This window comes from Pseudomonas sp. REST10 (assembly GCF_029542605.1).
Taxonomy (GTDB): Bacteria; Pseudomonadota; Gammaproteobacteria; order Pseudomonadales; family Pseudomonadaceae; genus Aquipseudomonas; species Aquipseudomonas khazarica.
The window spans coordinates 1,966,276-1,983,773 of record NZ_CP035677.1 but is presented as its reverse complement, the minus strand read 5'-3'; the positions used below and the strand labels follow the sequence as shown (position 1 = coordinate 1,983,773).

Annotated in this window: 19 protein-coding genes; 7 read left to right on the top strand and 12 right to left on the bottom strand. The window is 64.9% G+C overall.

Features of this window, described 5'->3' with window-relative positions:
• Window positions 1-4: 4 nt before the first annotated feature.
• The gene (locus EWH21_RS09350; protein ID WP_277700600.1) at window positions 5-2,218 is read right to left on the bottom strand and encodes a DNA internalization-related competence protein ComEC/Rec2; all 2,214 of its coding nucleotides are present in this window, start codon (window positions 2,216-2,218) and stop codon (window positions 5-7) included.
• A gap of 138 nt (window positions 2,219-2,356) precedes the next feature.
• Between EWH21_RS09350 and EWH21_RS09345 the strand changes: the two genes are divergently transcribed.
• The 3 genes from EWH21_RS09345 to EWH21_RS09335 all read left to right on the top strand — a co-directional run bounded on the left by EWH21_RS09345 (window position 2,357) and on the right by EWH21_RS09335 (window position 4,487).
• Window positions 2,357-2,896 (top strand): DUF2062 domain-containing protein, encoded by a 540-nt coding sequence (locus EWH21_RS09345; RefSeq protein ID WP_277700355.1) that lies wholly within the window; start codon window positions 2,357-2,359, stop codon window positions 2,894-2,896.
• A 40-nt stretch (window positions 2,897-2,936) separates the two neighbouring features.
• Window positions 2,937-3,746, top strand: coding sequence for an AraC family transcriptional regulator (locus EWH21_RS09340; RefSeq protein WP_277700354.1), 810 nt, complete (start codon window positions 2,937-2,939; stop codon window positions 3,744-3,746).
• Between the two features lie 132 nt (window positions 3,747-3,878).
• Window positions 3,879-4,487 (top strand): LysE family translocator, encoded by a 609-nt coding sequence (locus EWH21_RS09335; protein ID WP_277700353.1) that lies wholly within the window; start codon window positions 3,879-3,881, stop codon window positions 4,485-4,487.
• Window positions 4,488-4,493: 6 nt separating this feature from the next.
• Here the strand turns inward: EWH21_RS09335 and EWH21_RS09330 are convergent, their stop codons facing one another.
• From EWH21_RS09330 to EWH21_RS09320, 3 genes are read right to left on the bottom strand one after another with little or no spacing between them, the layout of a single operon-like run.
• On the bottom strand, window positions 4,494-5,738 hold the full coding sequence (locus tag EWH21_RS09330) for a lipoprotein-releasing ABC transporter permease subunit (RefSeq protein ID WP_277700352.1): 1,245 nt from the start codon (window positions 5,736-5,738) through the stop codon (window positions 4,494-4,496).
• Window positions 5,738-6,439, bottom strand: coding sequence for a lipoprotein-releasing ABC transporter ATP-binding protein LolD (lolD, locus tag EWH21_RS09325; protein ID WP_037048593.1), 702 nt, complete (start codon window positions 6,437-6,439; stop codon window positions 5,738-5,740). The genes EWH21_RS09330 and lolD overlap by 1 nt, the downstream gene beginning before the upstream one ends.
• 4 nt (window positions 6,440-6,443) lie before the next feature.
• A complete protein-coding gene (locus EWH21_RS09320; protein ID WP_047589830.1) occupies window positions 6,444-7,691 on the bottom strand; it encodes a lipoprotein-releasing ABC transporter permease subunit in 1,248 nt (415 codons plus the stop codon).
• A gap of 234 nt (window positions 7,692-7,925) precedes the next feature.
• Here EWH21_RS09320 and EWH21_RS09315 point away from each other — a divergent pair, with 234 nt between their 5' ends.
• From EWH21_RS09315 to EWH21_RS09300, 4 genes are read left to right on the top strand one after another with little or no spacing between them, the layout of a single operon-like run.
• A complete protein-coding gene (locus tag EWH21_RS09315) occupies window positions 7,926-8,492 on the top strand; it encodes a PilZ domain-containing protein (RefSeq protein WP_037049118.1) in 567 nt (188 codons plus the stop codon).
• A gap of 19 nt (window positions 8,493-8,511) precedes the next feature.
• Entirely contained in the window at window positions 8,512-8,820 is a 309-nt protein-coding gene (locus EWH21_RS09310; protein WP_047589832.1) for a hypothetical protein, read from the top strand.
• Window positions 8,817-9,536 (top strand): glycerophosphodiester phosphodiesterase family protein, encoded by a 720-nt coding sequence (locus EWH21_RS09305; RefSeq protein WP_150608880.1) that lies wholly within the window; start codon window positions 8,817-8,819, stop codon window positions 9,534-9,536. Before EWH21_RS09310 ends, EWH21_RS09305 begins: the two co-directional genes overlap by 4 nt.
• Before the next feature lie 3 nt (window positions 9,537-9,539).
• Window positions 9,540-10,049 (top strand): AAA family ATPase, encoded by a 510-nt coding sequence (locus tag EWH21_RS09300; RefSeq protein ID WP_277700351.1) that lies wholly within the window; start codon window positions 9,540-9,542, stop codon window positions 10,047-10,049.
• Window positions 10,050-10,240: 191 nt separating this feature from the next.
• Here the strand turns inward: EWH21_RS09300 and sthA are convergent, their stop codons facing one another.
• The 8 genes from sthA to EWH21_RS09260 all read right to left on the bottom strand — a co-directional run bounded on the left by sthA (window position 10,241) and on the right by EWH21_RS09260 (window position 17,498).
• Complete coding sequence (gene sthA / locus EWH21_RS09295; protein ID WP_037048600.1) at window positions 10,241-11,635, bottom strand: Si-specific NAD(P)(+) transhydrogenase; 1,395 nt, start codon at window positions 11,633-11,635, stop codon at window positions 10,241-10,243.
• A gap of 97 nt (window positions 11,636-11,732) precedes the next feature.
• Window positions 11,733-11,963 carry a (Na+)-NQR maturation NqrM gene (gene nqrM, locus EWH21_RS09290; RefSeq protein ID WP_037048601.1) on the bottom strand — a complete coding sequence of 77 codons (231 nt, stop codon included), beginning with the start codon at window positions 11,961-11,963 and terminating at the stop codon, window positions 11,733-11,735.
• Window positions 11,960-12,883, bottom strand: coding sequence for an FAD:protein FMN transferase (locus EWH21_RS09285; protein ID WP_277700599.1), 924 nt, complete (start codon window positions 12,881-12,883; stop codon window positions 11,960-11,962). The genes nqrM and EWH21_RS09285 overlap by 4 nt, the downstream gene beginning before the upstream one ends.
• A gap of 104 nt (window positions 12,884-12,987) precedes the next feature.
• Window positions 12,988-14,211 (bottom strand): NADH:ubiquinone reductase (Na(+)-transporting) subunit F, encoded by a 1,224-nt coding sequence (gene nqrF / locus EWH21_RS09280; RefSeq protein WP_037048607.1) that lies wholly within the window; start codon window positions 14,209-14,211, stop codon window positions 12,988-12,990.
• A 15-nt stretch (window positions 14,212-14,226) separates the two neighbouring features.
• Complete coding sequence (gene nqrE, locus EWH21_RS09275) at window positions 14,227-14,835, bottom strand: NADH:ubiquinone reductase (Na(+)-transporting) subunit E (protein WP_037048611.1); 609 nt, start codon at window positions 14,833-14,835, stop codon at window positions 14,227-14,229.
• Window positions 14,835-15,509 (bottom strand): NADH:ubiquinone reductase (Na(+)-transporting) subunit D, encoded by a 675-nt coding sequence (locus EWH21_RS09270; RefSeq protein WP_172979207.1) that lies wholly within the window; start codon window positions 15,507-15,509, stop codon window positions 14,835-14,837. The genes nqrE and EWH21_RS09270 overlap by 1 nt, the downstream gene beginning before the upstream one ends.
• Window positions 15,506-16,294: a Na(+)-translocating NADH-quinone reductase subunit C gene (locus EWH21_RS09265; protein ID WP_277700350.1), complete on the bottom strand. Its 789-nt coding sequence runs from the start codon at window positions 16,292-16,294 to the stop codon at window positions 15,506-15,508. Before EWH21_RS09265 ends, EWH21_RS09270 begins: the two co-directional genes overlap by 4 nt.
• On the bottom strand, window positions 16,287-17,498 hold the full coding sequence (locus EWH21_RS09260) for an NADH:ubiquinone reductase (Na(+)-transporting) subunit B (RefSeq protein WP_037048619.1): 1,212 nt from the start codon (window positions 17,496-17,498) through the stop codon (window positions 16,287-16,289). Before EWH21_RS09260 ends, EWH21_RS09265 begins: the two co-directional genes overlap by 8 nt.

Genomic DNA, 17,498 nt, shown 5'->3' with positions numbered 1-17,498 from the left:
GTTCTCATTTTTCCCGCCAGAAGCGTGCCTCGCTTCGCAACCCGCGCGGCGCGAGCCACTTGCCCAGGCGCAGATGCAGCGCACCGGCATACGCGGTGTCATGCACCGCCACGCCCGCCGCCCGGTAACGCGCCAGCACCTGCGGGTGCGGATGGCCGAAGGCATTGTGCCGGCTGCGCGTGATCAGCACGTGCTGCGGCCCGACCGCGTCGATGAAGCGCTGGCTGGAGGAACTGCGGCTGCCGTGATGCGGAGCCAGCAGCCAGTGCGACGCCAGCGGGAAGGCCGATTGCACCAGCGCCTGTTCGGCCGCGGCATCGATGTCGCCGGTCAACAGCAAGCGCTCCCCCTCGGCCTCCACCTGCAATACACAGGAACGCGGGTTGCCTGGCGCCGCCTGCGGCCATTGCCACAACCTGAAGGTCACGCCATCCCACTGCCAACTGCGCCCGGACTCACAGACCTCGGCAGCCAGGCTTCGCGCGAGACGCGCCGGCTCGCCACTGATGACCCGCGCCACCGGCATGCCAGCCGCCACGGCCGTCGCCCCACCGGCATGATCGTTGTCGGCGTGGCTGACCACCAGCAGGTCGAGCCGCCGGAGGTTCAGCGCACGCAGCGACGGCAGGACGATACGTTCGCCGCTGTCGAAGTCACCGAAGCGCGGCCCGGCGTCGTACAGCAGGCTGTGCTCGCGGGTCCGCACCAGAACCGACAAACCCTGGCCGACATCCAGGACCCAGACGTCGGCCTGCCCGTCCTCGGGTCCTTGCGCTGGCACCAGCAGCGCGGGCAGCAGCAACGCCAGCCCCGGCAAGCGCAGTGGCACACCGGCAGGCAGCAACAGCAACGCCGCCCCCAGCGCCGCCAACGACCAGACCCACCACGGCAACTCGCTGGGCAGCCAGGCGGGCAACCAGCCGGCGATCAGGCCGAGCAGCACGAAGAGCAGCTGCAATGCCCCGCCGGCCAGCCACAGCAAGCCCTCGCCGAGCAGAGGTACCGGCAACAGCAGCGTACCGAACAGCGCCAGCGGCACCACCACAAGCCCTACCCAGGGCACGGCGAGCAGATTGGCCAGAGGCCCGCTGCTGCTGACCGGCAGCCCGAGGATCAACATCATCGGCAACAGGCCGATCGCCGTGGTCCATTGCGCACGTGTCAGCCCGCGCCACCAGCCCCAGGCACCCAGCCGCCCGGCAAAGGCCAGCGCAAGCACGGCGACCGCCGAGAACGACAGCCAGAAGCCCGGCTGCAGGGACGCCAGCGGCTCCAGCAACAGCACCACCAGCAGAGCCGCCAACAGCGGCCAGGCAGCGCCCAGGTGACGAAAGCGCAGGCGCCACAACAGCACCAGGGCAACCATCACGCAGGCCCTGCGCACCGGCACCTCGAAGCCGGCCAGCAGGCCATAGATCAGCGCGCCGCCCAGGGCCAGCGCGCAGGCGCAAGGCAACCACGGCAGGCGCTGCGGCCAAACCCCGAGCCTGGCCAGCAGCGCCACCAGTCCATAGAGGAAACCGGACAGCAGGGCGATGTGCTGCCCGGAGATAACCATCAGGTGGACGGTGCCGGTGTGCTGCAACAGACGCCAGTCCTCCGCCGTCAGGCCGGAGCCATCGCCGAGCACCAGTGCGGCAATGCCGCCCTGCCGTCCCCAGGCGGGCACCGCCAGCAGGTGCTGGCGCAGGGCGTCGCGCCAGTTGCCCAGGCCAATAGCCGGGGCCAGGCGCTCACCCGCCTTGATCGTCCCCGTGGCGCCGATGCGCTGGGCCAGCAGCCAGGCTTCGTAATCGAAACGCTGCGGATTGACCAGGCCATGGGGACGCTTGAGATTGACTGCCAGACGCCAACGCTCGCCAGCCAGCACCGGTGGCCCGCCGTACCAGGCCAGGCGCATCCTGGCGGGCAGTTCGGCACGCCGTGAACGGGCGTCCTGCAACTGGAAGCGAAGCACACCGTCGGCCGCTTCCGGCAAGCCGACCACCTGCCCTTCCAGCCACAGGGTGCGCCCATCCAGCGCCACGCCCAGGCGATCATCCAGTGCCCATTGCGCGGAGCAGCAGGCCCAGGCCAGCCCCAGCAGGAAGAAGCCCAGGGGATAGCCCCGCGAGAACAGCAGCGCGAGCGCGCAAGCGGCCATGAGCAGCAGCATCCCGGCGGACGGCAGGCCCGGCAGAAAGCGCAACGCCAGCAAACCCAGGGCCAGCGCCAACATCCCTGTACGCATCGAGCCTCCCTGCTCGTCGAGCTCAGCCGAGCGCATCCGGCGCTCAACTTAGGTCACAATATGGAAACGCTGACGATGACGAATCCGTGCATAATATCGGCGCTTTTGCCTGCCCAGAGACTCTTCATGCCGCGTCGTTTATTCAAGCGCTACTTGCCCAACCCCGACAGTATCAAGGGTAACAAGTCCCTGCGCTTTCTCGGCAAGCTCATCCACGACCCCAATCTCTGGCACCTCAACCGCCATTCGGTCGCCCGCGGCATGGCCATCGGCCTGTTCTGGGCGATGATCCCCATGCCCATGCAGATGCTGGCCGCCGCTGCGGTGGCGATTCCCCTGCGGGCGAACCTGCCCATTTCCATCGGCCTGGTCTGGCTGACCAACCCGATCACCATGCCGCCGGTGTTCTACTGCACCTACAAGTTCGGCGCCTGGCTGAGCAACTCACCCGCCGTGCGCATGCCCAGCCACCTCAGCCTGGAGTGGATCACCGCCGAGCTGTCGATGCTGTGGAAACCGTTGCTGCTGGGCTCCTTCGTGGCGGGCCTGATCCTCGCCGTGCTCGGCTACGTGCTGACCATGGCGTACTGGCGCTGGTGGGTGCAGCGCAGCTGGCGCAAGCGCCAGGAGCGTCGCCGCCAGCAGCAGCAGCAGCAGCAGCAGTAACCTCAGCCAGGCGCAGCATGGCGCCAGGAGACGGATACGCATGAACGAGCCGGGCTTTCGCATACGACGTCTGAGCGGGCTGGGTGTGGAGATCGTCGAGGCCGACTCCGCCCGCAGCTTCGCACGCCATATCCACGAACAGTTCGGCATCGGCCAGATCCTCCAGGGCGCCCAGCGCTCGGCCAGCGGCCGGGGCCAGGTACAGGCGCAAGCCGGCGACCTGATCTCGCTCAACCCCGGTGAAGTCCACGATGGCGCACCACTGGGTGGCAACGCCCGGCGCTGGCGGATGCTGTACTTCGAGCCCGAGCGGATCGCCCAGGCCTTCGCCGACATGGCCAGTGACGGCGGTCCGACGCCCAGCGAACTGGCCTATCCGGTACTGCGCAAGTGCCAGGCCAGCCATGCCTTCGCGGCGCTGTACCGGGCCATCGCCCAGCCAGGCATGCCAGCGGCGCAACTGGCCGGCGAGCAGACCCTGCCGGTGCTGCTCGCGCACCTCCTGGAATACCGCCCGGGCAAGCCTCTGGCCGCCGGAAACGGTGCCAGCCGAGCCAAGACGCTGATCGACGACGACCCCATGGCACCCCTGACGCTGGCGCTGCTGGCGGAGCAGGCGCAGCTCAGCCGCTTCCAGCTAGTGCGCGCCTTCTCCCGCCTGACTGGACTGACACCCCACGCCTACCTGCTGCAACGACGCCTGCTCAAGGCGCGCCAGCTGGTAGCCGCCGGCCTGCCCCTGGCCGAGGCTGCGGCCACTGCGGGCTTTGCCGACCAGAGCCACATGAGCCGCCACTTCGTGCGCTGCTTCGGCTTCACCCCAGGACTGTACGCCCGCCCGGGACGCTGAGCACCCCTGCAATTTCGTTCAAGATCGTCCGGAACACGACTCGACAGACTGCGGGCTCACTCGTCACAGGGAAAGCCCCATGCACAGGCACGATCGCAACACAGGCCCGAACGACCAGGGAGGGCCGGCGGCATGAGTCTCGAGTTTCTTCTCACCTCACTGCTGGTGGTGGCCTCGCCAGGCACCGGCGTGGTCTACACCATCGCCGCCGGCCTGGCACAGGGCTGGCGCGCCAGCCTGGTAGCGGCCTTCGGCTGCACCCTGGGCTGCGCGCCACATGCCTTGGCCGCCGTCAGCGGACTGGCCGCCCTGCTCTACGCCAGCCCCCTGGCGCTGCAAGCACTCAGCTACGGCGGCGCGCTCTACCTGTTGTGGATGGCCTGGGGCATGTTGCGTGAGCAGGGTCCGCTGCAGCTGCAGGCGAATCAGGGCGCACGTTCGAACGCCACGCTGATACGCTCGGGCGTCGCGCTCAACCTGCTCAACCCCAAGCTGTCGATCTTCTTCCTGGCCTTCCTGCCGCAGTTCCTCAAGCCCGGCCAGGCGCATGCCATGCAGCACCTGCTGACACTCAGCGGGCTGTTCATGGCAGTGACCTTCGCCGTATTCAGCGTCTACGGGCTGTTCGCCGCAGCGCTGCGCCAGCATCTGCTGCAGCGCCCGGCGGTGCTGCGCACGCTGCGCTACCTGTTCGCCGTCGCCTTCGCCGTGCTGGCGCTGCACCTGGCCGGGTGGTGGTGAAGCGGCTCACTCGTAGCGCAGGGCTTCGGCCGGCTGCACCTGGGCGGCGCGCCAGGAGGGATAGAGCGTGGCAAGGAAGCTGAGCAGCAGCGCAGCGGAACAGATCAGCGCCACGTCCAGCCACTGCAACTCCGAAGGCAGGCTGCTGATGAAATACACGTCGGAACTCAGCACCTGCTGCCCTGCGAAGGATTCCAGCCAGGCCACCAGCGCACTGACGTTCAGTGCGGCCAGCACGCCGAACACGGTGCCGAACAGGGTGCCGACCAGGCCGATCACCGAACCCTGCACCATGAAGATCGCCATGATCTGCCGTGGCGTGGCGCCCAGCGTACGCAGGATGGCGATGTCGCCGCCCTTGTCGGCGACCACCATGATCAGCGTGGCGATGATGTTGAACGCCGCCACGGCGACGATCAGCAGCAACAGCAGGCCGATCATGGTCTTCTCCATCTTCATCGCGCTGAACAGGCTGCCCTGGGTGTGGGTCCAGTCATCGGCGCGGTAGCCACTGCCCAGCTCGGCCACCAGTGCCTTGGACACCTGCGGCGCCTGGTAGAGGTCCTTCAGCGCCAGGCGGATACCCGGCACCGTGCCCTCCGGCAGGCGCTGCATGCTGGCGGCATCGGCGACGTTGATCAGCGCCAGCGAGCTGTCCAGCTCGGCGCCGACCTTGAAGATCGCCGCCACGTTCAGACGCTGCATGCGCGGCGTGACACCACCCGGCGCGCTGCTCAGCTCGGGAATGATCAGCGTCAGCTTGTCGCCGACCTGCAAGCCGAAACGGCGCGCGGTGATATCGCCGATCACCACGCCGAACTCGCCGGGCTGCAGGTTACTCAGGCTGCCCTGGCGGATATGGCCGGGCAGGATCGACACCTTGCCCTCCTGCGCCGGATCGATGCCGTGAATCTGGATCGGCTGCATCACCCCACGGTGCGAGAGCATGCCCTCCAGCTCGGCATAGGGCGCAGCAGCCAGCACCTGCGGATTGGCCATGGCCTTGTCCGCCAGCGCCTGCCAGTCGGCCACCGGCTGCTCACCGTAGAGCATCGCGTGCGGCACCATGCCGAGGATGCGCGAGCTCATTTCCCGCTGAAAGCCGTTCATCACCGAGAGCACCACGATCATCGCCAGGACACCCAGGCCCAGGCCGATCATCGAGGTCAGCGAAATGAAGGAGATGAAATGATTGCGGCGCTTGGCCCGTGTGTAGCGAGCGCCGATGAAGATACTCAGCGGACGAAACATCAGATGCTCACCAGTTTGCCGTCCTGCAGGCTCAGCACGCGATCCATCTGCCGGGCCAGCTGCATGTCGTGGGTCACCACCAGGAACGCGGTGTTGGAGTCGCGGCTCAGCTCGCGCATCAGCTCCTGGATACCTTCGGCGGTGTGCTGGTCGAGGTTGCCGGTAGGCTCGTCGAGCAGCACCAGGCCCGGACGGTTGACCAGCGCGCGGGCAATCGCCACACGCTGGCGCTCGCCGCCGGACAGTTCGGCCGGCTTGTGATTGAGGCGATGGCCCAGACCGACGCGTTCGAGCAGCTGGGTAGCACGCTCACGTGCCTCGGCGATCGGCGTCTTGCCGATCAGCAGCGGCATGCAGGCGTTCTCCAGCGCGGTGAACTCTGCCAGCAGATGGTGGAACTGGTAGACGAAGCCCAGGGCACGATTGCGCAGCAGGCCGCGTGCCGTCTCACTCAGTGCCGACAGCTGCTCGCCGGCCAGCCAGACGCTGCCCTCGCTCGGCGTATCCAGGCCACCGAGCATGTTCAGCAGGGTGCTCTTGCCCGAACCGGAGCTGCCGACGATGGCGACGCGTTCGCCGGCCAGCAGTTCCAGCTCCAGACCGTCGAGCACGACCACCGACTCGGGGCCCTCGTCATAGCGCTTGCTCAGGTTGCGGCAGCTGAGCACGGCATTTTGCTGTTTCATGGCGTTCTGACTCATGGATTCACTCATAACGCAGGGCCTCGGCGGGCTGGGTGCGCGCGGCGCGCCAGGCCGGATACAGGGTGGCGAAGAAGCTCAGTAGCAGCGCCGCGGCACAGACCATGACCACGTCGGCGCTCTGCAGCTGCGAAGGCAGGTAATCGATGAAATAGACATCGGCGTTGAGAAACTTGATGCCCAGCAGCTTCTCGATGGCAGCGATCAGGCTGCTGACATTCAGCGCGGCGACGATGCCCAGCAGCGCACCGATGAGGGTGCCGACCACGCCGATGACCGTGCCCTGGACCATGAAGATGGCCATGATCTGCCGTGGCGTGGCGCCGAGGGTGCGCAGGATGGCGATGTCGGCCTTCTTGTCGCTCACCACCATCACCAGGGTGGAGATGATGTTGAACGCGGCCACCGCGACGATCAGCAGCAACAACAGGCCGATCATGGTCTTCTCCATGCGGATGGCCTGGTAGAGGTTGCCGTGGGTGCGGGTCCAGTCGCGTGCATAGAAATCGCCGTCGAGGGTCTGGGCGATTTCCCAGGCACTGCGTGGTGCCTGGAACAGATCATCGAACTTCAGGCGCAGCCCCTGCACCTGGCCGGGCTGCCAGCGGTGCAGGCGGGCCAGGTCACTGATGTTGGCCAGCGCCAGCGCGCCGTCGATCTCGCCGGCGCCGACATGGAAGATGCCGGTGATGGTAAAGCGCTTCAGGCGCGGGAACATGCCGGCCGGCGTGACCGTCACCTCGGGCGCGACGAAGGTGATCTTGTCACCCAGTTTCACCCCCAGCTTGGCCGCTGCCTTGTCGCCGATGACCATGGCGAAATCGCCGGGGCGCAGGCTGTCCAGGCTGCCCTGCTGGAAGAAGCCGTCGATGATCGACACCTTGCGTTCCTGCTCGGGGTCGATGGCATTGATCAGCACCTTCTGCACCTTGCCGTCATGCGTCAGCAGGCCCTGCATCTGGGTGAAAGGCGCCAGCGCCTCGACCCGCGGATGCTGCTTGACCTGGCTCGCCAGGGCCTGCCAGTCGCTGACCGGCGTCGCCGACTCGATGGTGGCATGGGGAATCATGCCGAGTACGCGCGTGCGCATCTCATGGTCGAAGCCATTCATCACCGACAGCACCAGGATCATCACCATCACCCCGAGGGTGAGGCCGAGCATGGACGTCAGGGAGATGAAGGAGACGAAGTGGTTGCGTCGCTTGGCCCGCGTGTAACGCGTACCGATGAATACGAACAGAGGTCTGAACATGTCGGAGAGATTCGGGAGAAAGAAAAACGTCCTTGTGGCGGGGCCTGATCAGCGGCCTTACACTCAGAAACAAGTCAAAGTCCGCTGCGCAACGAGCCTGCTGCGTTGAAGTCGACTCGGGGCGCCGGTTTACCCAGGTAAACGGCACGACCTCGGCGACTCTCGCCTTGCATGCATCCAGCTCGCGAGACTTTCAACAGGGTCTTCGACCACCACTGCTTTCATGGGTTCGCCATGTCGACAAACGATGTAGATGATCGCCGCGAATACTATCGCATCGAAGATACGATCGCACTGGAATTCACCCTGCTGGCAGGCGCCGAAGCCCAGGCCAGCGACGAACTTCACGATCCGTCGCCGCTGTTCAACCTGCTCAGCGACCTGCACCTGATGGACTTCGAGTCGCAGCACCTGCTGCGTCACATCAGCGAGCGCGACCGCACCCTGGCCAACTACCTGAAGGTGATCAACAAGCGCATCGACCTGCTCGGCCAGGCCGTGGCGCAAAGCCTGCTGCGCGATATCGGCGCGCCCCGCCAGGTGTCGTTGTCCGAGGGAGGCATCAGCTTCAACCATGCCCAGGCCGTCGCGCCGGGCAGTCACCTGGCGATCAAGATGGTGCTGATGCCCCAGGCCCTCGGCCTGTTGCTGCGGGCCCAGGTCGTGCACTGCAGCCAGCGCGCCAATGGCCAGTACGAGATCGGCACGGAGTTCGAAGCGTTGACCGACGCACAGCGCCAGTTGCTGGCCCGGCATATCCTGCAGAAACAGGCTCTGGAACGTCGCCAGGCCCGCGAATGAACGCCGCCAAGGAATCCCTATGTACCGTCTTGCCCTGCTGATCGCTCTGCTCGCCCCCGTTACCCTTCACGCCGAAACCCTGGCCATTCCCGTCGGCAGCCAGGGCAGCGACATCGACGCCCGCAACCTGCCGAAGCTGGGCGAGTCCAAGCGCTCGGTACTGGAGCGCTTCGGCCTCGCGGACGAGGAGCACAAGCCCGTCGGCCAGCCGCCCATCACACGCTGGGATTACCGCGATTTCAGTGTCTATTTCGAATACGATCACGTGATCGACAGCGTGCGCCATCATCAGCCGCGCTCCCCTGACACCGCCAAGGAGCAACAGTGACTCTCATCTACGGCCATCGCGGCGCCAAGGGCGAAGCCCCGGAAAACACCCTCGCCAGCTTCCAGCGCTGCCTGGAGCATGGCGTCAGCCGTTGCGAACTGGATCTGCACCTGTCACGCGACGGCGAGCTGATGGTGATCCACGACCCGACCCTCAAGCGCACCACGGGCCTGCGCGGCAAGGTGGTCGAGCACGATGCCGCCGAACTGGTGAAGTACGATGCGCGCAAGGGCGGCCCGGGCTGGGTGCGCCCCTGCCCGATTCCGCGCCTGGCGGAGCTGTTCGAGCAATGCCCGTTCGAACACTGGCAGCTGGAGGTGAAAAGCGCCTCGAAAGTACGCTCGGCACGCACCGTACTGGCCATCGCCGAACTCGCCGAACGCTTCGGCCTGCGCGAGCGCATCACCATCACCTCCAGCTCGCGCGAAGTGCTCAAGGCCGCTCGCGAGCTGACTCCGCACCTGCAGGTGGGCCTGGTCGCCGAGTACGCCTGGCTCGACCCGCTCAAGGTGGCGGCGCACTACGACTGCCACCTGCTGGCCCTGAACTGGACGCTGTGCACCCCGGAGCGCCTGCTCAAGGCGCAGAAGCAGGGCCTGCACGTGTCGGTGTGGACGGTCAATGAAGCCGCCCTGATGCGCCGCCTCGCCGACTTCGGCGCCGACAGCATCATCACCGACTTCCCGGAACTGGCGGTACAGACGCTGCGCAGCTGAGTGATGCTGATCGTTTTCAGCGGCCTTCCAGGCACCGGCAAGACCACCCTCGCGAGGGCGCTGGCGGCCCGCCTGGGCGCTGTTTACCTGCGCATCGACAGTATCGAACAGGCACTTCGCAACAGCCAGGCAACGGGTACGGATATCGGCAGCAGTGGCTATGCGGTCGCCAATGCCATCGCCCTGGACAATCTGAACAGTGGTCGCCGGGTAGTCGTCGACTGCGTCAATCCGGTGCAGGAAAGCCGCGCGGCCTGGAGCACAACGGCAGCCAGTGCCGGCAGCCGCTTGCTGAACGTGCAGATCGTCTGCTCCGATAAAACCCGGCACCGCCAGCGGGTAGAGTCGCGAGTCGTCGACGTGCCGGGGCTTGTGCCGCCCACCTGGCAGTCGGTCAGCCAGCATGACTATGAGCCCTGGCAACCCTCGCCATTCACTGTCGATACCGCCCAGCTCTCGCCTCAGGCAGCATTGGCCTTGATCGCCGAACAGTTGGCCGGCTGCTCTGAGTGACGCAGGCAGCCCAGGGCGCTGACGCAGGCCAGCATCGCGAACGACACCGACATGAAAAAACCGGCCCATGAGCCGGTTTTCTCGTTGCTGCCGCCTGAGACGCTAGAAGCTCTCCCGATTCGGCCAGCGCCACTCGGAAGCCACTACCCAGCCTGACTCCCCGACCGGCTCAGGCCGCCGGCCGGAGCCGCTCAAAAAAGCCGGTTGAGGCCGTCGAACGCTGCGACGCGATAGGCCTCGGCCATGGTCGGGTAGTTGAAGGTGGTGTTGATGAAGTACTTGATGCTGTTGGCTTCACCCTTCTGGTTCATGATCGCCTGACCGATGTGGACGATCTCCGAGGCCTGGTAGCCGAAGCAGTGCACACCCAGCACTTCCAGGGTTTCACGGTGGAAGAGAATCTTCAGCATGCCCACCGGCTCGACCGAGATCTGCGCACGGGCCATGCCCTTGAAGAAGGCCTTACCCACTTCGTACGGCACCTTGGCCTGGGTCAGTTCACGCTCGTTCTTGCCGATCGAGCTGATCTCCGGAATGGTGTAGATGCCGGTCGGCACGTCGTCGACGAAACGCCAGCTGCCATTGTCGACGATGCTGCCAGCGGCGGAACGGCCCTGGTCGGCGGCGGCACTGGCCAGGCTCGGCCAGCCGATCACGTCGCCCGCGGCGTAGATGTTGCTCACCTCGGTGCGGTAGTACTCGTCGACCTGGATCTGGCCACGGCTGTTGACGCCGATGCCGATGTTCTCCAGCCCCAGCTGATCGGTATTGCCGGTACGGCCGTTACACCACAGCAGGGCATCGGCCTTGATCTTCTTGCCCGACTTCAGGTGCAGGATGACGCCGTTCTCCAGCCCCTCGATGCGCTCGTACTCCTCGTTGTGACGAATCAGCACGTTGTTGTTGCGCAGGTGGTAGCTCAGCGCATCGGAGATTTCCGAGTCGAGGAAGCTCAGCAGCTGGTCGCGGTTGTCGATCAGGTCGACCAGCACGCCCAGACCGCTGAAGATCGAGGCGTATTCGCAGCCGATCACCCCGGCTCCGTAGATGATCAGGCGGCGCGGGGTATGCCCGAGGCTGAGGATGGTGTCGCTGTCATAGATGCGCGGGTGGCGGAAGTCGACGTCCGCCGGGCGGTACGGACGCGACCCGGTGGCGATGACGACCTGCTTGGCGACCAGTTTCTCCACCACGCCATTGAGGCATACCACCTCGATGGTCTGCTCGTCGGCGAAGCTGGCCGTGCCGAAGTAGGTGTCGATACGGTTGCGTGCGTAGTAGCCGGTGCGCGAGGTGACCTGCTTGGCGATGACCTTCTCGGCGCTCTTCAGCACGTCAGGGAAGGAGAACCAGCGCGGCTCACCGATCTGGCGGAACATCGGGTTGGTGTTGAACTGCATGATCTGCCGCACCGAGTGGCGCAGCGCCTTGGACGGGATGGTGCCCAGGTGGGTGCAGTTGCCGCCGACCAGCGGACGGTTGTCCACCACGGCCACCTTGCGCCCGGCCTTGGCCGCGTTCATCGCCGCGCCCTCGCCAGCAGGCCCGGAGCCCAGCACCACCACATCGTAGTTGTAGACCGCCATGTTTACTCCTTCAGATCAGGCCGGAGCGCTTGTGGCGCACCCTCGGCGGGGCCGGCAGTGGATAACGGCTGCCGGCTGTCAATCCATACCGCCTGACTCAACGCTTGCTTGCGTCGTAAGCCAGGTCGGTGTTCGGCGCATCGGCCTTGTCGCGGTTGACCTCTTCGCACTTCTCGCGGCTGCCACCACAGATCGAGCATTCTTTCTCGATGCCCAGGTTGGCGATGCCGCCGCAGGAACCGGCGATGGGTTTGCGCCCCATGATCACGCCGACGGCCATCATGCCGACGACCAGAACCATGGTCAGAAATACAACCAGAAACGTCATTGCTCATCTCCTGCAGCGAATAGCTGCTCGAATGCGGCCGTGCCATGTGTGACGAAGCCCTCGCCCTCACGCGTCACGAAAAACGCCGCGATACCGTTGCGCTCGGCGAACGCCATGCCGGCGTCAGGCCCAAGCACCATCAATAGGGTAGACAAGCCATCGGCGCGCAAGGTCGATCGGTCGGCCACGGTGACCGCAGCCAGCGTATGGCTGACGGGGCGCCCGGTGAGCGGATCGAGCGTATGCGAGTAGCGCTGCCCATTCTCCTCGAAGTAGTTGCGATAATCACCCGACGTGGAGATACCGTAACCATCGAGTTGCAGCACGCGCTGGGCCACGCGCTTGTCGTCACGCGGTGCCTCCAGGCCGATGCGCCAGTGGCTGCCATCGGGCTTGAAGCCAGCCGCCTTGAGCTCACCCGTGGCTTCGACCAGGTAGCTGGTGACGCCCAGCTCGCGCAGGCGCGCGACGATGCGTTCGACCGCATAGCCGGCGGCGATGCTGTTGAAGTCGACCTGCACGTCGGCGTCCTTGCACAGCTGCTCGCCATCGATGCGCAGGCGCTGCTGACCGACGCGCTGACGCACCTCGGCGAGCTTCTCCTCGCTCGGCACGGCCTCGCCCTGCCCTCTCGGGCCGAAGCCCCAGAGGTCGAGCAGCGGTTCGAGGGTCAGGTCGAAATAGCCCTGGCTCTCTTCGTGCAGGCGATCGCCGGCGCGCACCAGGTCCAGCACAGCCTGCGGCATGGCCTGGCAGGCCCCGGCCGGTGCACGGTTGAACTGCTCGATCAGCGAGTCGTCACGGTAGGTGGACATCTGCAGGTCGATCTCGGCGAGGATCGCCTCGGTCGCGGCCTTGAGTTCGGCTTGTGGCGCGACACCTTCACTGCGGACGTATTTGATCGAATAGGTGCTGCCCATGGTCGGGCCACCGAACTCTTCGATCCGTTCAGAATGCAAGCAGCCCGTTAGGGCTGCCGCCAGGGCGACAGCGATAACGGGCTGAAGTACAGCTGACCTCATGCTTAGCCGCCGAAGTCGTCGAGGAGGATATTCTCCGGCTCGACACCCAGGTCGGTCAGCATCTTGATCACAGCAGCGTTCATCATGGGTGGGCCGCACATGTAGAACTCGCAGTCTTCCGGAGCCGGGTGGTCCTTCAGGTAGTTCTCGTACAGCACGTTGTGGATGAAGCCGGTGAGGCCGGTCCAGTTGTCTTCCGGCTGCGGATCGGACAGCGCCAGGTGCCACTGGAAGTTCGGGTTCTCGGCCTGCAGCTGGTCGTACTCTTCGTTGTAGAAGGACTCGCGCATGGAGCGCGCGCCGTACCAGAAGCTGATCTTGCGCGTGGACTTCAGGCGCTTGAGCTGGTCGAAGATGTGCGAACGCATCGGCGCCATGCCGGCACCACCACCGATGAAGACCATCTCGGCATCGGTGTCCTTGGCGAAGAACTCACCGAAAGGTCCGTACACGGTGATCTTGTCGCCCGGCTTGAGGCTGAACACGTAGGAAGACATCTTGCCCGGCGGCAGATCGTCCTTGCCCGGAGGCGGCGAGGCGATACGGATGTTGAACTTCACCAGGCCGCGCTCTTCCGGGTAGTTGGCCATGGAATAGGCACGGATCACGGTCTCGTCGACCTTGGACACGTACTTCCACTGGTTGAACTTGTCCCAGTCGCCGCGGTACTCCTCCTGGATGTCGAAGTCCTTGTAGTTGACGGTGTGCGGCGGGCATTCCAGCTGCACGTAACCACCGGCACGGAAGTCGACGTTCTCGCCTTCCGGCAGTTTCAGCGTCAGCTCCTTGATGAAGGTGGCGACGTTGGGGTTGGACTCGACGGTGCACTCCCACTTCTTGACGCCGAAGACCTCTTCAGGGACTTCGATCTTCATGTCCTGCTTGACCGGGGTCTGGCAGGACAGACGCCAGCCCTCGCGGGCCTCGCGCCGGGTGAAGTGCGACTCTTCGGTGGACAGCATCTCGCCGCCGCCGGACTCGACGACGCACTTGCACTGCGCGCAGGTGCCGCCGCCGCCGCAGGCGGAGGACAGGAAGATGTTGTTGTCGGCCAGGGTCTGCAGCAGCTTGCCGCCGGCCGGTACCACGATGGTTTTTTCGCCGTTGATCTCGATGCTCACGTCACCGCTGGACACCAGCTTGGCGCGCGCAGCGAGGATGATCAGCACCAGCGCGAGCACGATGGCGGTGAACATGCCGATGGCGAGGAAGATTTCGTAATTCATCTGTTCATCCTTTCCTTACAGCTGCACGCCGGAGAAGGACATGAAGCCCAGCGACATCAGACCGATGGTGATGAAGGTGATGCCCAGACCCTGCAGGCCAGCCGGTACATCGCTGTACTTGAGCTTCTCGCGGATGCCCGCCAGCGCGGCGATGGCCAGCGCCCAGGACACGCCCGCGCCGACACCGTAGACGGTGCTTTCGGCCAGGTTGTAGTCACGCTCGACCATGAACAGCGAGCCACCCATGATGGCGCAGTTCACGGTGATCAGCGGCAGGAACACCCCCAGGGCGTTGTAGAGCGACGGCACGTACTTATCCAGGGTCATTTCCAGGATCTGCACGATCGCCGCGATCACGCCGATGAAGGTCAGCAGGCCAAGGAAGGACAGGTCGACGTCAGGCAGACCGGCCCAGGCCAGGGCACCATCCTTGAGGATGTTGGAGTAGATCAGGTTGTTCACCGGCATGGTGATACCCAGCACCACGACCACGGCGATGCCGAGGCCGATGGCGGTTTCCACCTTCTTGGAGATGGCGATGAAGGTACACATGCCGAGGAAGAACGCCAGCGCCATGTTCTCGACGAACACCGCACGGACGAACAGGCTGATGTAATGTTCCATTAATAGGCCTCCTTGCTGGATACCTGAGGCGCCATCTTGTAGGCATTGGACTCGACCTGGTCCTTCTTCCAGCTACGAATGGCCCAGATGAACAGGCCGATCAGGAAGAACGCCGAAGGCGGCAGCAGCAGCATGCCGTTGGGCTGATACCAGCCACCGTCGTTGACCACGGAAAGGATCTCGTAGCCCATCAGCTTGCCGGCACCGAACAGCTCGCGGATCACGCCCAGGGCGATCAGCATGGCGCTGTAGCCCAGACCGTTACCGATACCGTCGAAGAACGACAGCACGGGCGGGTTCTGCATGGCGAATGCTTCGGCACGGCCCATCACGATGCAGTTGGTGATGATCAGACCGACGAACACCGACAGCTGTTTGGACAGGCTGAAGGCATAGGCCTTGAGCACCTGATCGACCACGATCACCAGGGAGGCAATGATCACCATCTGCACGATCATGCGGATCGAGCCGGGGATCTGGCTGCGGATCATCGAGATGAACAGGTTGGAGAACGCCGTGACCAGGGTCAGCGCGGCGGACATCACCAGCGCGGTCTGCAGGTTGGACGTGACCGCCAGGGCCGAGCAGATCCCGAGGATCTGCAGACCGATGGGGTTGTTGTTGAAGATCGGGTTGAGCAGGACTTCTTTAATAGTCGGCTGCGACATGATCAGGCCTCCCCTGCGCGCAGGTTAGCGATAAACGGACCGAAGCCGTTCTGGCCGAGCCAGAACTTCAGCAGATGATCCACCCCGTTGCTGGTGAGCGTGGCACCGGCGAGCGCGTCGACCTGATGGGTCGCTTGCGGGCTCTGTAGGTCGACACCACCCTTGACCACCTGCACGGCGAGCTTGCCGTCTTCGTCGAACAGGGTCTTGCCCGGCCACTGGCCTTTCCATTTCGGGTTGTCGACTTCACCACCGAGGCCCGGCGTCTCGCCGTGCTGGTAGAAGCCCATGCCGACCACGGTGTTGAGGTCGCCCTTGACCGCGATGAAGCCGTGCAGGGTCGACCACAGGCCGTAGCCACGCACCGGCAGGATCAGGGTTTCCACCTGGCCATCCTTCTCCACCATGTACACGGTGGTGTAACGCTCCTGGCGCTTGATCCCGGCGATGTCCTCGCTACCGCTCAGTACCGTGGACAGCTTGGGATCCTTGGCCGCCTTGAGCGGGTCGAAGGTGATCGGGTCGAAGGCGTCGGAGAACTTGCCGGTTTCCAGGTCCACCAGCTTGGCGGTGATGGCACCGTCGAACACCTGCTTGACCTGCGCCGAGGACATGCCCGGCTGGGCCAGGCCGGCGATCGCCAGGATGCTGCGCTGCTTGTCCAGCAGGCGGTTCTCGACCTGGGTCGGCTTCAGTGCGATGGCCGCGCCGGCAACGAATACCGAACACACGAGGCACACCAGCACGGCCACCGTCAGCGTGCGGACGGTGGATTCTTTTTGACTAGACATTGCGTGCCAGCCTCCGCTTGATATTGGCCTGAACGACGAAGTGGTCGATCAGCGGTGCGAACAGGTTGGCGAACAGGATCGCCAGCATCATGCCCTCGGGGAAGGCCGGGTTGACCACACGGATCAACACCACCATCACGCCGATCAGGGCACCGAAGATCCACTTGCCGGTGTTGGTCATGGACGCCGATACCGGATCGGTGGCCATGAAGAACATGCCGAAGGCGAAGCCGCCGACGACCAGATGCCAGTACCACGGCATGGCGAACATCGGGTTGCTGTCCGAGCCAATCAGGTTGAGCAGCAGGCTGAGGCCGATCATGCCCAGCATCACGCCGACGACGATGCGCCAGGAAGCGATGCGGGTCAGCAGCAGCACCAGGCCGCCGATGGCGATGGCCAGGGTGCTGGTCTCGCCCAGCGAACCGTGAATGGTGCCGACGAAGGCGTCCATCCAGGTGATGCCGTTGTTGATCACGTTCTCGATGCCGCCAGACGCCGCCAAGCTCAGCGAGGTCGCGCCGGCGAAACCGTCGACGGCGGTCCAGACCGCATCACCCGACATCTGCGCCGGGTAGGCGAAGAACAGGAAGGCACGACCGGTCAGCGCCGGGTTGAGGAAGTTCTTGCCGGTACCGCCGAACACTTCCTTGCCGATCACCACGCCGAAGCTGATGCCCAGGGCGACCTGCCACAGCGGAATGCTCGGCGGCAGGATCAAGGCGAACAGCACGGAGGTGACGAAGAAGCCTTCGTTGACCTCATGACGACGGATCGAGGCGAACAGCACTTCCCAGAAACCGCCGACGATGAAGGTCACCGCGTAGACGGGCAGGAAGTAAGCAGCGCCCTGGATGAAGTTGTCCCACAGGCTGCCCGGATCGAAGCCGGCCAGCGAACCGATCAGCGCGAAGCGCCAGCCTTCCTGAGCTGCCAGCAGCTCGGGGCTCTGGGCGAAGATCAGGTTGGCCTGGTAGCCGGTGTTCCACATGCCGAAGAACATGGCCGGGAAGGTGCACAGCCACACGGTGATCATCATGCGCTTGAGGTCGATGCCATCACGCACGTGAGCGGTGGTCTTGGTCACGCTGCCAGGACGGTAGAAGAAGGTGTCGATGGCTTCGTAGAGGGCGTACCACTTCTCGTACTTGCCGCCCTTCTCGAAGTTGTGCTCGATCTTGTCGAGGAATGCACGAATACCCAC